We start from the raw sequence: 13430 nt of genomic DNA, 5'->3' as shown, positions 1-13430 counted from the left end.
CCGGTACGGTGCGGGACGTGAGCGACGAGGACGGGACCACGCACGACCGGCCGCGCGCGAACCTGGTCCGTGCCGGCACGGTGCCCGGGTCGTTCGGCGCGCTCGCCTGGTTGGCCGGCCTCGCCACGAGCGGCGCGGCCCTGCTGCAGGTCGGGCAGGCCTTCATGTCCGCCGGTATCGGCGCGCTCACGGCCGCCACGGCCCGGACGCTCTGGGAGCAGCGGCACGATCGCCTGCATCCGGTCGCCCAGGTCGCGGCGGGCGTCGCCGGGGCGGCCGTGATGTACGCCCTCCTCGGCGACGTCGCCGCGTTCACGGGCCTCTGAGCCGTCACCCTGCGGCGTCGGCGTCGAGCGGGAACCGGCGCCGCAGCAGGATCCGCTGGACCAGCGTCCACGCCACCGTCACCAGCAGGTACAGCCCCGCGGCGAGCGGGACGACGCACGCGACGACGGCGGTGACGAACTGCAGCGCGCCGAGCGCGCGCCGCATCCCCGGGGCCCCGGCGGGGGCGCCCGCCGCCGGCACCGCGAGAAGGCCGCCCGGCAGCGTGGCGCGCCGCGTCAGCTCGCCCACGAGGGCGACGGCGAGCACGAGCAGCCCGAGCACGGCCGCCGTCGCGACGTCGGGCACACCGGCCGAGAGCGCGCCGACGACGCTGGTGCCGAGCGGCACCCCGAACAGGGTGTGACCCAGCAGGGCGTTCGCCTGGCCGGCGATCTGGGCGTGGACGAACACCGCGTAGATGACGCCGACCACGGGGGCCTGCAGCAGCATCGGCAGGCACCCGGCCAGGGGCGTGGTGCCCTCGTCGGCGTAGAGCTGCATCGTGGCGCGCTGCAACGCCTCGGGGTCCTTGCGGTGGCGACGCTGCAGCTCGGCGATCCGGGGAGCGAGGCGCACCCGGGTGCGCTCGGCCCGCGCCTGCGAGACGCCGACCGGGATGAGTGCGGCCCGGACCGCGAGCGTCACGACGACGACGGCGGCCGCCGCGGCGCCGGCGCCGAGGGCCGGTTCGAGCAGGTGGGACAGGCCCATCAGGGCGTGGTAGGCGCCGCCGAGCACGGCGGCGACAGGGGGCAGGGCGAAGAGATCCATGGGGGTGCGTCCTCGGTCGAACGGAAGGGGGTTCGCGTTCGCCGAGCACCCGTAGGGCGCGCGGGGTCGCCGCTCGCGGCGCGCACGACGGCGCGCCGTCCGGGCGGGACGGTCAGGACAGGGCCCGACGGGAGCTCAGCCGGCGAGGACGCCGGGAGCGCGCGGCCGGGGGCGGCCGGGCGCGTGGGGATCGCTCTGCGTGACGAGCGGCGGGAGGTCGCCGTCGCGCCGCACGACGGGCGCGGTGACGGGCACGAGGCGCGGGCCGACCGCCGTCGCGCGGGCCACGAAGGTCAGCGCCATCGCGACCAGGCCGGCGGCGCCGACCAGGAGGAGCAGGGTCGTCAGCGTGGGCGTGCCGAGCAACACCGCGAGCGACGACGACACGTCGCGCGCCAGCACGAGCAGGGCGTCGCCCATGTCGTCCCCTCTCGTCGTCCCGCCACCTTCCGCCAGCCACGATAGCCCGTGGCGGACCGCGTCAGGGGGCGACGTAGTCCGCCAGGTGCTCGCCCGTCACGGTCGACCGGGCGGCGACCAGGTCGGCGGGCGTGCCCTCGAAGACGACCGTCCCGCCGTCGTGCCCGGCGCCCGGGCCGAGGTCGATGATCCAGTCGGCGTGCGCCATCACGGCCTGGTGGTGCTCGATGACGATGACCGTCTTGCCGGCGTCGACCAGCCGGTCGAGGAGACCCAGCAGGTTCGCGACGTCCGCCAGGTGCAGGCCGGTGGTGGGCTCGTCGAGGATGTACGTGCCGCCCTTCTCCCCCATGTGCATGGCGAGCTTGAGCCGCTGGCGCTCGCCGCCGGACAGTGTGTTGAGCGGCTGGCCGAGCTTCACGTAGCCGAGGCCGACGTCCTCCAGGTGGGCGAGGATCTTGTGCGCGGCGGGGATCTTCGCCTCCCCCTCGCGGAAGAACGCGTGCGCCTGGGCCACGGACAGGTCGAGGACGTCGGCGATGTTCTTCCCGCCGAGCGTGTACTCCAGCACCGACGCCATGAACCGCTTGCCGCCGCAGTCCTCGCACGGCGTCTCGACCGTCTCCATGAAGCCAAGCTCGGTGTAGATGCGGCCGTTGCCCTTGCAGGTGGGGCACGCGCCCTCGGAGTTCGCGCTGAACAGGGCCGGCTTGACCCCGTTGGCCTTGGCGAACGCCTTGCGGATCGGCTCCAGCAGCCCCGTGTACGTGGCGGGGTTGGAGCGACGCGAGCCCTTGATCGCGCCCTGGTCGACGACGACGACGCCGTCGCGCCCGGCGAGGTTGCCGTGGATGAGCGAGCTCTTGCCGGAGCCCGCGACGCCCGTGACGACGGTGAGGACGCCGGTCGGGACGTCGACGTCGACGTCACGCAGGTTGTTCTGCGCCGCGCCGCGGATCTCCAGCGCACCGGACGGCTCCCGCACCGACTCCTTGACGCTCACGCGGTCGTCGAGGTGCCGGCCAGTGAGCGTGCCGCTGGCGCGCAGCCCGTCGACCGTGCCCTCGAAGCAGATCGTGCCGCCGTCGGTGCCGGCCCGCGGGCCGAGGTCGATCACGTGGTCGGCGATCGCGATCGCCTCCGGCTTGTGCTCGACGACGAGCACCGTGTTGCCCTTGTCGCGCAGCTCGAGCAGCAGCCCGTTCATCCGCTCGATGTCGTGCGGGTGCAGGCCGATCGTCGGCTCGTCGAAGACGTACGTGACGTCGGTGAGCGCCGACCCGAGGTGCCGGATCATCTTGGTGCGCTGGGCCTCGCCGCCGGACAGCGTGCCGGCCGGCCGCTCCAGCGACAGGTAGCCCAGCCCGATCTCGACGAACTTGTCGAACAGGTGCAGCAGGCTCCCGACCAGCGGCGCGACGCCCGGGTCGTCGATCCCCCGCGCCCACGCGGCGGCGTCCGTGATCTGCATGCGGCACACGTCCGCGATGCCGGCGCCGTTGACCTTCGCCGACCGCGCGGACTCGTTGAGGCGCGTGCCGTCGCAGGCCGGGCACGGCACGAAGACCGCGGCCCGCTCGACGAACGCGCGGATGTGCGGCTGCAGCGACTCGGGCGCCTTGCTGAACATCGACTCGCGCAGCTTGGGGATGAGGCCCTGGTAGGTCATGTTCATCCCGAGCGCCTTCACCTTCCCCTTCTCCCGGTAGAGGAAGTCGTGGCGCTCGGCCTCCGTGTAGTCGCGCACGGGCTTGTCGCCGTCGACGAAGCCGGACTCGGAGAAGCCCCGCACCAGCCAGCCGTCGGCCTTGTAGCCGGGCACGAGGATCGCGCCGTCGTTGAGGGACAGCGACTCGTCGACGATGACGGACAGGTCGAGGTCGGAGACCGTGCCGCGCCCCTCGCACTCCGGGCACATGCCGCCCAGGTACACCTGGTTGCGCACGACCTTCTTCTCGACCCCGCCGCCCGCCTTGCCGGTGCTGAACACGCCGCTCGCGGTCGACGTCGGGATGTTGAACGAGAACGCCGTCGGCGGGCCCACGTACGGCTCGCCGACGCGGCTGAACAGGTTGCGCAGCATCGCGTTCGCGTCGGTGACCGTGCCGACGGTGGACCGCACGTTGGCGCCCATCCGCTCCTGGTCCACCAGGATCGCGGTGGTGATGCCCTCCAGCACGTCCACGTCCGGGCGCGGCAGCGACGGCATGAAGCCCTGCACGAACGTCGAGTACGTCTCGTCGATCAGCCGGCGCGACTCGGCGGCGATCGTCGCGAACACCAGCGAGCTCTTGCCCGACCCCGACACCCCCGTGAACACCGTGAGCCGGCGCTTGGGGATCTCGACGTCGACGTCGCGCAGGTTGTTCTCGCGCGCGCCCTGCACGCGGATGACGTCGTGCGCGTCGGCGGCGTGCGACGTCGTGCCGGCGGACTCGGCGCGGGACTGGGTGGCGGTCACCGAGGGTCTCCTTCGATCGTGGGGTGGCGGGTCACACGCGGGTGAGCGGGAGGTGCGGCGGGGCCGGCAGCGCGACGTCGATCGCGTCCCCGGGGCGGACCGTACCGCCGCGCGAGACGATCCCCATCACCCCGGCGAGCCGCTCGACCTCGCCGTCGTCCCCGCGGCGCAGCACCTGCTGGAGCAGGCCCGGCCGGAAGTCGTTGATCTGCTGGCACGGGTTGCGCAGGCCGGTGACGGTCACGACGGCGCCGCCGATCGTCAGCCGGGCGCCCACGGGCAGCCCGAGCAGGTCGATCCCGCGGGTGGTGACGTTCTCGCCCAGGTCACCGGGCGCGACGTCGTGGCCGACCTTGCGCAGCACGTCGAAGAGCTCGGCGTGGATGAGGTGCACCTGGCGCACGTTGGGCAGCGACGGGTCCCGCGCCACCCGGCTGCGGTGCTGCACGGTGACCCCGGCGTGCGCGTCGCCCGCGACCCCCACGCCCTCGACCAGCACCACCTCGTCGACCGCCGGCTTGCTGAAGCCGTGGACGGCGCTCGCGTGCACCGAGACGACGCTCGCCGTCGAGCCGGACGACGGGGCCGTGGACGAGGGGGCCGTGACGGTCACTGGGGTCCTCCTGGAGATCGCTGGTCGAGCCTGTCGAGACCTGGTTCCCCGGGCTCAACCCGCGGGTGCGCGCAGCTCGGCAAGAGCCTTGTCGATGCGGCGGGCGCGTGTCGAGGCCTGCTTGGCGCCGTCGACGTCGAGCACGAGGCGGCGCCGGCGGCCCGGCGGAAGGGCATCGTACGCCGTACGGGCGACGGGGTCGGCGTCGAGCGCCCGGGCGAGGTCGTCGGGCTCGGCGACGACGCGCGGCTCGGTGTCGAGCGCCAGCTCGACCTCGACCTCCGCGCCGACCTCGAGCCCCGCGGCCTCCCGGTTCGCCCGGCTGAGGCCGAGCAGGTGCCGGCCCCGCATGATCGCGACCCGGCTCCGCCAGGTGTGGTCGTTGACGGTGATGACGACCGGCGGCCGGGCACCGCCGCCGAGGGCCTCGACGACCTCCGGGGGCACCTCGAGCCCCCGCATCTTTTCCGCCGGCTCGACGACGGACCGGAACCGCATCACCGTTCCTCCGCTCTCGGTGGTGGTCCTGGTGAGGCGCGGGATCCCGGGGACGCACACGTCAGGCGCCCACGGGGACGAGGCGGACGACCGGGTACTGCCGGTCGCTCTTGCTCTGGTGCTTGTCGATCGTCGGGGCGGCCGCGGCGATCGCCGGCCACACCCGGGCGCGCTCGGCGTCGTCGAGCACGTGGGCAGTCACCGCGACGGTGCCGGTGTCGTGCAGCTCGACGGCGACCTGGTCCGGGTGCGCGACGAGGTTCGCGAACCAGCCGGGGTGGCGGCTGCCGCCGCCCGACGCGACCACGAGCCGGCCGCCCGCGCCGTCGTCGAACCAGGCCAGCGGGTTCTCCCGAGCCTCGCCGGTGCGGCGCCCCACGGTGTGCAGCACCAGCAGGTCCATGCCCATCATCTGCCCACCCTTGCGGCGGATCTTCTTCGCCGTGCTGGCGTTCGCCTGCCGCTGGATCCACAGGGAGAGCGGTCCGGGGGTGCCCTTCGGGCGCTTCGTGGTCGGCGTGGAGGTCATGGCGCTCAGCCGACCTGGTCGACGCGGACCATGTTGCCCGCGGGGTCGCGGAAGGCGCAGTCGCGCACGCCCCACGGCTGCTCGGTGGGCTCGGAGACCACCTCGGCGTCGGCGGCCTGGAGCTTGGCGAAGACGCCGTCGAGGTCCTTCGTGCCGAGGATGATCGACTGGTAGCTGCCCTTGGCCATGAGCTCGGTGATGGTGCGGCGCTCGTCCTCGGTGACGCCGGGGTCGGCGGCGGGCGGGGTCAGGACGAGACGGACCTCCGGCTGGGCCGGCGAGACGAAGGTCAGCCAGCGCATCGCGCCCTGGCCCACGTCCTGGACCAGCTCGAAGCCGAGCAGGTCGCGGTAGAAGCCCAGCGAGGCCTCGGGGTCGGTGTGCGGGAGGAAGGTCGTGTGGATCGTGATGTCGATGTCGTTCGTGGAGTCGCTCATGGAATTCACGCTAGGTGGACGTCCACGGCCGGCGCTTCTCGATTCCTGACCGGTCGGGTCGCCTGCTTCGTGACGCACGACGGCAGCTCCCCCGCCCCCGCCGTCCGGGCCCGCCGCGCGTACTCGCTGGGCGACATCCCCACCAGCTCCGTGAACCGCGTGCTGAACGTGCCGAGCGACGACGACCCCACCTCGAAGCACACCTCCGTGACGCTCAGGTCGCCTCGGCGCAGCAGCGTCATCGCCCGCTCGATCCGCCGCGTCATGAGGTAGCTGTACGGCGACTCGCCGAACGCAGCCTTGAACTGCCGGCTCAGGTGCCCGGCGGACATGTGCACGCCCCTGGCCAGCGCCTCCACGTCCAGCGGCTGCGCGAACTCCCGGTCCATCCGGTCGCGCACGCGCCGCAGCAGCGCGAGGTCGCGGAGCCGGTCGGCGTCGGTGCTGGTCACGGTGCGATGCTTCCACGGGCCGCCGGCGCCCGCCCGCCGGTGAGATCGGTCATCCGGTGCCAGATCGGTCATCATGCGGACCGATCTCGTCCCGGACGACCGATCTCACGCGTCGGCGACCAGGCCGTGCAGGTGCATGTCGTGCCAGCCGTCGAGGTGGCGCACCGACTCCCGCAGCACGCCCTCCGCGGCGAAGCCCGCCTTCTCGGCCACGCGGCACGACGACGCGTTGTCGGTGGAGTGCACCAGCTCCAGGCGGTGGAAGCCCGCCGCGAGCGCCCAGGTCGCGGCGACGTCCAGCGCGGCGGGGGCCACGCCACGGCCGCGCGCGGCCGGGGCCGTCCAGTACGCGACGGCGCCCACCCCGTGCGGGTCGAACGTCTTGACGGCCATGCGGCCCAGGACGACGGCGTCGTCCGCGGCGTCCGCGACCGCCCAGCTCGACTCGCGCCCGTCGGCCCAGCCGGCACGCCAGCCGTCGATCACCTCGCGCGCCTCGTCGTCCGACTCCAGGACGCGGACGTGCCAGCGCTGGATCGCCTCGTCGGCGTACACCGCGCGCACCGCCGCGGCGTCGTCCGGCCGCCACGGCCGCAGCCGCGCGCCCACCGCGGGCACGTCGAGCACCGGCTGCTCAGGGTCGGTGAAGGGCGCGAACGTCACGGGCAGCAGGGTGGGCATGCCCGTGATCCTGGCACGTCGGTCACCCGGCGTGGTCGTGACCGCCCGCAGCCTGCCGCGGGCCGTACCCGTCGCCGACCACGGGCCCGGAGGCGTCGTGCCCCGCGGCGTGCCCGCCGTCGTGCCCGACGTCGTGGCCCGACAGCGCCTCCGACGGCCCGGGCTGCGCGCCGGACCCGGGCTCCACGACGAGGAGCTGGCCCATCATCCCCTCGTCCTCGTGCAGCAGCATGTGGCAGTGGTACATGTACGGCAGCACGTCGTCCGTGTAGTCGTCGAACCGCATCAGCAGCCGGTAGGTGCGGCGCGGCTCCAGGTAGACGGTGTCCTTGGGGCCGGCGAGCTCCGGCGGCGGGGCCTCGCCGTCGACGGTCAGCACGCGGAACTGCACGTCGTGCACGTGGAAGCTGTGCGGCATGGGGATGGTGTTGCGCACCTCCCACACCTCCGTGCTGCCGACGGTCGCGACCTCGTCGATGCGCCCGGCGTCCATGCGCCGGCCGTTGATGGTCCGCTCGTCGAGGTCGAACGTGCGGGTCACGGTCGCCTCCTCCTCGTGCAGGGCGTCCGCGGCGGTGTGCCGCGACGGCCCCCACGAGGGCTCGGGCGACGGCGCCAGGCGGTCCGCCGCGCGCAGCTCCAGCACGTCGAACGCGTCGTTGCCGCCCATCGCGAACGGCGCGGCGACGCCGCCGAGGTCCGCCTCGAAGGAGCGCAGGCGAGTCGTCTCGCCGGGGTGCATCGCGACCACCACCTCGGCCCGCTCCCCCGGCGCGAGGCGGACGTGGTCGAGCCGCACGGGCGCGTCGAGGAGCCCGCCGTCGGTGGCGACGAGGTCCGTCTCGCGGTCCGCGAACCCGAGCGAGTAGGTACGGGCGGTCGACCCGTTGAGCAGCCGCAGCCGGATCCGCTCGGTCGTGACGCGCTGGTAGGCGCCGGCGACGCCGTTCGTCACGACCGTGCCGCCGAGCGTCCCGGGCTCGCCGCCGTCGTCCTTCAGCACGAGCCGCCCGTCGTCGTCGAGCACCTTGTCCTGCACGACGACGGGGATGTCGTCGACGCCGTACTCCTGCGGCAGGTCGGCGGCGCGCGACGCGTCGTCGTCGAGCAGGAACAGCCCCGCGAGGCCGCGGTACACCTGGTCCTCCGTCTCCCCGTGCGGGTGCGGGTGGTACCAGAGCGTGGCGGCGGGCTGGTCGATCGTCCAGGTGGGGCGCCACGTGGCGCCCGGCTCGACCGGCTGGTGCGGGCCCCCGTCCATCGCCGCGGGCAGGTGCATGCCGTGCCAGTGCACGCTGGTCGTCACGTCGAGGTGGTTCGTCACCTCGACGGCGACCTTCTCGCCCCGTTCGGCCCGCAGCGTCGGGCCGAGGTACGGGCCGTCGTAGCCCCAGGTCGGGGTTCGTGTGCCGGGCAGCAGCTCCGTGCTGCCCTCCTGCGCGGTGAGGCGGAAGGTGCGCACGCCGTCGGCCACGGTCGACTCCGCGAGCGGCGGGACCGGCAGCTCGCGCGCGAACTCCGGCTCGTCCACCGACGTCACCGAGCCGGGGATCCCGCCGCAGCCGGCGGCCAGCAGCGCGACGACGGCGGCGAGCGCCGCCGTCGTCGTCCGACGGCTCATCGCGGCCCACCGCCGCGGCCCTTCTGGACGCCGAGCGCGACGACGCCGGCCAGCGCGCCCCAGCCGGCGTCCATCGCGAGCGCGGGGATCGCCGTCCACGCGGCCGCGCCGTCTCCGCCCGGGCCGACGCCGCCCAGGCCCACGCCGCCGACCAGCGTCGAGACGAGCAGGGTGACGACGCCGGACGCGAGGCCGGTCATCGTCAGGGTGAGCACCGGCCTTGGCACGCGCCCGAGCCCGACGACGCCGATCCACACGACGGCGGTCAGCGCGACGATGCCCAGCGCGCGCGGCGCACCGGTGCCGCCGATGCCGGTCAGCCCGGTGAGCGGCCAGAGCAGCGCCATCGACGCCAGCCCGGCCACGAGCGGCCAGGAGAGGCCCGCACCGCCGGCCGGAGGCACCGGCGTCGGCTGCGGGGAGGGCTGGTTCGGGGGCGAGGGCTGGTTCGTGGTCATGCCTCGACGATCCCGGCGGACCGGGCCCAGCCACATCGGCCCGGGAGCGTCTCCTGCTGTCGCCCCGGGGCGACACGGACCCTCAGGCGACCCTGATGCCCGGAGGACGGACGCGCTCTTGCCCGTCGGGGACCGGGGTGGTTGGCTGCGACCAGAAACCTTCCGACAGGTAGGTATCTCGGGTCACGACGGCGTGGCCCGCCCCGGCCCTGCCGGGGACGAGCACCACGAAGGAGTTCGTATGACGACGACGTCAGCGCGCCTGCGGCGCATCGGCACGACCGGCCTCGCGTGCGCGACGGTCGCGGCCACCCTGGTCGCGACGGCCCCCGCGAGCTCGGCGGACGGCCGCGGCGCCGGTCAGGGACCGGGCCACGCGCGACAGGCCCAGCCGCACCTGGAGAGCCGGTCGGCCGACATCATCAGGGTCCACGGCCAGCGGTTCCGCGACCTGGACGGCAACGGCCGGCTCACCCCGTACGAGGACTGGCGCCTGGATCCCGAGGCCCGCGCCGCCGACCTCGTCTCCCGGCTCGACCTGGAGCAGAAGGCGGGCCAGCTCATCCACGGCAGCCTCTCCGGCCAGGGCGCCTACGACCGCGAGGCGTTCCGCGGCCTGCTCGACCAGCACGTCACCACCTACATCTCCCGACTGGGCGCCGACGCGGGCACGCTGGCGTCCGAGCACGACGCGCTGCAGGAGGCCGCGGAGGCCGAGGAGTTCGGCATCCCGCTGAAGATCAGCACCGACCCGCGGCACGGGTTCACGATCACCGAGGGGCAGACGGTCGCGAGCGGCGACTTCTCCCCGTTCCCCGACGCCATCGGGCTGGGCGCCGCCGACTCCGTCGCGCTGACGCGCGCGATGGGCGACGTGATCCGCGAGGAGTACCGCGCCGTCGGCATCGCGGAGGCGCTGTCGCCCCAGGCCGACATCGCCACCGAGCCGCGCTGGACCCGCATCAACGGCACCTTCGGGTCCACCGGCGAGCTCGCGAAGCGTCACGTCGGCGCGTACGTCGCGGGCCTGCAGGGCGGCGACGACGGCCTTGACGACGAGAGCGTGAGCACCGTCGTCAAGCACTGGGCCGGCTACGGCGCCCAGGTGAACGGCTACGACAGCCACTACTACTACGGGCGGTTCGCGGCGTTCCCCGGCGGCAACTTCGCCGAGCACCTCGAGCCGTACGAGGCGGCGTTCGACAACGGCGCCGGCGGCGTCATGCCGACCTACTCGATCCTCAAGGACCTCACCCTCGACGGGAAGCCCGTGGAGCAGGTGGGCGCCGGGCACAGCGAGGACATGCTCGGGCTGCTGCGCGACGGCTACGGCTTCGACGGCGTGATCACCAGCGACTGGGGCATCACCGGCGACTGCCCGCAGGCCTGCAAGGACAACCGCCCGCCGAGCTCGTTCATCGGGCCGTGGGGCGTCGGCATGTCGTGGGGCGTGGAGGACCTGACGCGGCCCGAGCGGTTCGCCAGCACGATCAACGCGGGTGTCGACATCGTGGGCGGCGACGACCACCCGGAGTACGTCGTCCAGGCGGTCCGGCAGGGCCTGCTGAGCGAGGCGCGCGTCGACGAGGCCGCCACCCGAGTGCTGGCGCAGAAGTTCGAGCTCGGCCTCTTCGAGGACCCGTACGTCGACCCCGACCGGGCCGACCGCGTGGTGGGCAACCGGGCGCACACCCGCCTCGGCGAGGTGGCGCAGGAGCGCTCCCTGACGCTGCTGGAGAACGAGCACCGGACCCTGCCGCTGACGACCGGCGCGCGCGGCGCGCGCACCGTGTACCTCCACGGCGTCGCCCCCGAGGCCGCGGAGCGGCTGGGCCTGCGCGTCGTCGACGACCCGGCGGACGCCGACGTCGCCGTCGTGCGCCTGTCCGATCCGAGGGCGGGCGACGACCTCACCGGGCTCGCCTGGACCGGCGCCGAGGAGGACTACCGCGCCCTGGTCGCGGCGCACGAGGCCGGCGCGACGACGATCGCGTCGCCGCAGCTGTCGCGGCCGCTGATCCTCACGGACGTGGTCGCGCACTCCGACGCCGTGCTCGCCAACTACGGCGTGAGCGACGACGTCCTGCTGCGCACCATCGTCGGCAGGGCGCGCCCGGGCGGGCACCTGCCGTTCGAGCTGCCGTCCAGCACGGCGGAGGTCGAGGCCCAGCTCGGCGACGTGCCGGACGACACCGCGCACCCGCTGTTCGAGGCGGGCTTCGGGCTCTCGTACCGCTGACCCGACCGCCGGCTCGGCGGCGCGGGGAGGGCCGCCCTAGCCTGGCGGCATGACCTCGTCCGCGGCCGCGCCGCCGAGCCCGTGGGTGACCGACGTCGTCCTGGCGCTGGCGTCGGCGCTGGTCGTCGCGCTGGTCATCGCCGCGGACCCGTCGGGGCAGGGCGCCGCCGGCCCGGCGGCGTACCTGTTCGCGGCGGGCTTCGGCGCGCTGGTGCTGCTGCGCCGGTTCGCGCCGCGCACGATGCTCGTCCTCACCTTCCTCGGCGTGTGCGCGTACTACGCCCTCGGCTTCGCGCCGATCGGCATGGTGCTGCCCGCCGTCGCGGCGCTGTACGCGGCATCAGAGCGCGGGCGCACGGGCTGGGCGGTGGGGACGGGGGCGGTGCTCATCGTCGTCGCCACGTACTTCCGCGTGACCGACGACGACGTCGACCCCACCGCCGCGCTCACGGCATACGACCTGGTCACGAACGTGGCGCTCACGGCGGCGGCGGTCGCGCTCGGCGTCGCGGTGCGGCTCGCCCGGGAGGCCCGGGAGCACGCCGCGCTGGTCCGCGAGCTCACGGCGGAGCAGGAGGCGCACGCGGCGCAGGAGCGGCTGCAGGCCGAGCGGCTGCGCATCGCCCGCGACCTGCACGACACCGTCGGGCACCACCTCTCCGTCGTCGCGCTGCACGCCGGCGTCGCGGACGAGGCCGTCGGGCGGGACGACGACGCGGCCCGCGGCGCGCTCGCCCGCGTCCGGGAGGCGGCGTCGGGCACTCTCGACGAGCTGCGGGCCACCGTGAAGGTGCTGCGCTCCCCCACCCCCGACGCCGAGCCGCGGGGCGCGCTCGGCATGACGGGCTTCGACGCGCTCGTCGCGCCCGTGCGCGCGGCCGGCGTCGAGGTCGAGGTGCACGACGACGTCGCGGCCGGCGTGCTGAGCGACGCGATCGGCGCCGCGGCGTACCGCATCGCCCAGGAGGCGCTCACGAACGTGCTGCGCCACGCGGACGCGCGGCACGTGGGGATCGAGGCCGTCGTCGACGCAGGGCGCCTGCACCTGGCGGTGACCGACGACGGACGCGGCGCCGGGCCCTCCCCCCGCGCCGGGGCCGGGCTGGCGGGGATGCGCGAGCGCGCCGGCCTGCTGGGCGGCACGCTCACCGCGGGCGACGCGCCGGACGGCGGGTTCGCCGTCGTCGCCGACCTCCCGGCCAGGCTGGGGCCATGATCCAGATCGTGCTGGTCGACGACCAGGAGCTGGTGCGCGCCGGGCTGCGGCCGCTGGCGGAGCGCGACGGCGACATCGCCGTCGTCGGCGAGGCGGCCGACGGCCGCGCGGGGCTGGCACGCGTGCGCGAGCTGCGCCCCGACGTGGTGCTCATGGACGTGCGGATGCCCGGGCCGGACGGCATCGAGGCGACGCGGGAGATCGTCGCCGACCCGGCGCTGCGCGGCGTCCGCGTCCTCGTGCTCACGACGTTCGACGAGGACGAGCACGTGGTCGAGGCGATCCGCGCGGGCGCGGCCGGCTATCTCCTCAAGGACGTCTCCCCCGGCGACCTGCGCGCCGCGATCCGCACCGTGGCCGCCGGGGACTCGCTGCTGGCCCCGGCCGTCACGGCCACGGCGATGCGGGCGGTCGCCGAGGCGCCGCCCCGGCTCGACGACTCCGCCGTCGCCGGCCTCACCGAGCGCGAGCGCGAGGTGCTGACGCTGGTGGGGCGCGGGCTGACCAACGACGAGATCGCCCGCGACCTGTACCTCAGCCCCGCCACCGCCCGCACGTACGTCAGCCGGCTGCTCACCCGGCTCGACGCCCGCGACCGCGCCGCCCTCGTCGTCCTCGCCTACGAGACGGGACTGGTGCGACCGGGCGGCTGACCCGGTTGTCGGTCCCGCCCATAACTCGTACTGTGGTGTTCAAGTAACGAGGGG

At 74.6% G+C, this 13430-nt stretch carries 15 protein-coding genes; 4 read left to right on the top strand and 11 right to left on the bottom strand.

Annotated features, from left to right (window positions below; all coding sequences use genetic code 11):
- Nucleotides 1-17 precede the first annotated feature (17 nt).
- Nucleotides 18-326 carry a hypothetical protein gene (locus tag AAG589_RS20085; protein WP_430569063.1) on the top strand — a complete coding sequence of 103 codons (309 nt, stop codon included), beginning with the start codon at nucleotides 18-20 and terminating at the stop codon, nucleotides 324-326.
- 4 nt (nucleotides 327-330) lie between these two features.
- On the opposite strand, the gene AAG589_RS20080 is transcribed toward AAG589_RS20085, so the two are convergent.
- The 11 genes from AAG589_RS20080 to AAG589_RS20030 form a co-directional block, all read right to left on the bottom strand.
- Nucleotides 331-1098, bottom strand: a complete 768-nt coding sequence (locus AAG589_RS20080) for a YidC/Oxa1 family membrane protein insertase (RefSeq protein WP_430569062.1) — start codon at nucleotides 1096-1098, stop codon at nucleotides 331-333.
- 135 nt (nucleotides 1099-1233) lie between these two features.
- Nucleotides 1234-1518, bottom strand: a complete 285-nt coding sequence (locus tag AAG589_RS20075) for a DUF6412 domain-containing protein (RefSeq protein WP_430569061.1) — start codon at nucleotides 1516-1518, stop codon at nucleotides 1234-1236.
- 61 nt (nucleotides 1519-1579) lie between these two features.
- Nucleotides 1580-3979 carry an excinuclease ABC subunit UvrA gene (locus tag AAG589_RS20070; RefSeq protein WP_430569060.1) on the bottom strand — a complete coding sequence of 800 codons (2400 nt, stop codon included), beginning with the start codon at nucleotides 3977-3979 and terminating at the stop codon, nucleotides 1580-1582.
- Between the two features lie 31 nt (nucleotides 3980-4010).
- Nucleotides 4011-4592, bottom strand: a complete 582-nt coding sequence (locus AAG589_RS20065; protein WP_430569059.1) for an MOSC domain-containing protein — start codon at nucleotides 4590-4592, stop codon at nucleotides 4011-4013.
- A gap of 54 nt (nucleotides 4593-4646) precedes the next feature.
- On the bottom strand, nucleotides 4647-5090 hold the full coding sequence (locus AAG589_RS20060) for a YdeI/OmpD-associated family protein (RefSeq protein ID WP_430569058.1): 444 nt from the start codon (nucleotides 5088-5090) through the stop codon (nucleotides 4647-4649).
- 61 nt (nucleotides 5091-5151) lie between these two features.
- The gene (locus tag AAG589_RS20055) at nucleotides 5152-5619 is read right to left on the bottom strand and encodes a nitroreductase/quinone reductase family protein (RefSeq protein WP_430569057.1); all 468 of its coding nucleotides are present in this window, start codon (nucleotides 5617-5619) and stop codon (nucleotides 5152-5154) included.
- Between the two features lie 5 nt (nucleotides 5620-5624).
- On the bottom strand, nucleotides 5625-6035 hold the full coding sequence (locus AAG589_RS20050) for a VOC family protein (protein ID WP_430569225.1): 411 nt from the start codon (nucleotides 6033-6035) through the stop codon (nucleotides 5625-5627).
- 26 nt (nucleotides 6036-6061) lie between these two features.
- Nucleotides 6062-6508, bottom strand: coding sequence for a helix-turn-helix transcriptional regulator (locus tag AAG589_RS20045; RefSeq protein WP_430569056.1), 447 nt, complete (start codon nucleotides 6506-6508; stop codon nucleotides 6062-6064).
- Nucleotides 6509-6613: 105 nt separating this feature from the next.
- Nucleotides 6614-7189 carry a GNAT family N-acetyltransferase gene (locus tag AAG589_RS20040; RefSeq protein ID WP_430569055.1) on the bottom strand — a complete coding sequence of 192 codons (576 nt, stop codon included), beginning with the start codon at nucleotides 7187-7189 and terminating at the stop codon, nucleotides 6614-6616.
- A gap of 22 nt (nucleotides 7190-7211) precedes the next feature.
- Entirely contained in the window at nucleotides 7212-8810 is a 1599-nt protein-coding gene (locus tag AAG589_RS20035) for a multicopper oxidase family protein (protein WP_430569054.1), read from the bottom strand.
- Complete coding sequence (locus AAG589_RS20030; protein ID WP_430569053.1) at nucleotides 8807-9268, bottom strand: hypothetical protein; 462 nt, start codon at nucleotides 9266-9268, stop codon at nucleotides 8807-8809. Before AAG589_RS20030 ends, AAG589_RS20035 begins: the two co-directional genes overlap by 4 nt.
- Before the next feature lie 241 nt (nucleotides 9269-9509).
- Between AAG589_RS20030 and AAG589_RS20025 the strand changes: the two genes are divergently transcribed.
- The 3 genes from AAG589_RS20025 to AAG589_RS20015 are packed head-to-tail and all read left to right on the top strand — an operon-like array spanning nucleotide 9510 to nucleotide 13376.
- The gene (locus AAG589_RS20025; RefSeq protein WP_430569052.1) at nucleotides 9510-11507 is read left to right on the top strand and encodes a glycoside hydrolase family 3 protein; all 1998 of its coding nucleotides are present in this window, start codon (nucleotides 9510-9512) and stop codon (nucleotides 11505-11507) included.
- Between the two features lie 49 nt (nucleotides 11508-11556).
- Entirely contained in the window at nucleotides 11557-12723 is a 1167-nt protein-coding gene (locus AAG589_RS20020) for a sensor histidine kinase (protein ID WP_430569051.1), read from the top strand.
- Nucleotides 12720-13376, top strand: coding sequence for a response regulator transcription factor (locus tag AAG589_RS20015; RefSeq protein ID WP_430569050.1), 657 nt, complete (start codon nucleotides 12720-12722; stop codon nucleotides 13374-13376). The genes AAG589_RS20020 and AAG589_RS20015 overlap by 4 nt, the downstream gene beginning before the upstream one ends.
- Nucleotides 13377-13430 lie beyond the last annotated feature (54 nt).

This window comes from Isoptericola sp. F-RaC21, from assembly GCF_038593535.1.
GTDB lineage: Bacteria > Actinomycetota > Actinomycetes > Actinomycetales > Cellulomonadaceae > Isoptericola.
Note: the sequence above shows the minus strand (reverse complement) of the source record. Positions and strands in the feature narration are given on the sequence as shown.

What these genes read in the sequence shown, in the direction of transcription:
- AAG589_RS20035 (WP_430569054.1), bottom strand. Translation starts at nt 8,810, where the DNA reads ATGAGCCGTCGGACGACGACGGCGGCGCTCGCCGCCGTCGTCGCGCTG.
- AAG589_RS20020 (WP_430569051.1), top strand. Translation starts at nt 11,557, where the DNA reads ATGACCTCGTCCGCGGCCGCGCCGCCGAGCCCGTGGGTGACCGACGTC.
- AAG589_RS20060 (WP_430569058.1), bottom strand. Translation starts at nt 5,090, where the DNA reads ATGCGGTTCCGGTCCGTCGTCGAGCCGGCGGAAAAGATGCGGGGGCTC.
- AAG589_RS20030 (WP_430569053.1), bottom strand. Translation starts at nt 9,268, where the DNA reads ATGACCACGAACCAGCCCTCGCCCCCGAACCAGCCCTCCCCGCAGCCG.
- AAG589_RS20025 (WP_430569052.1), top strand. Translation starts at nt 9,510, where the DNA reads ATGACGACGACGTCAGCGCGCCTGCGGCGCATCGGCACGACCGGCCTC.
- AAG589_RS20055 (WP_430569057.1), bottom strand. Translation starts at nt 5,619, where the DNA reads ATGACCTCCACGCCGACCACGAAGCGCCCGAAGGGCACCCCCGGACCG.
- AAG589_RS20015 (WP_430569050.1), top strand. Translation starts at nt 12,720, where the DNA reads ATGATCCAGATCGTGCTGGTCGACGACCAGGAGCTGGTGCGCGCCGGG.
- AAG589_RS20080 (WP_430569062.1), bottom strand. Translation starts at nt 1,098, where the DNA reads ATGGATCTCTTCGCCCTGCCCCCTGTCGCCGCCGTGCTCGGCGGCGCC.
- AAG589_RS20075 (WP_430569061.1), bottom strand. Translation starts at nt 1,518, where the DNA reads ATGGGCGACGCCCTGCTCGTGCTGGCGCGCGACGTGTCGTCGTCGCTC.
- AAG589_RS20040 (WP_430569055.1), bottom strand. Translation starts at nt 7,189, where the DNA reads ATGCCCACCCTGCTGCCCGTGACGTTCGCGCCCTTCACCGACCCTGAG.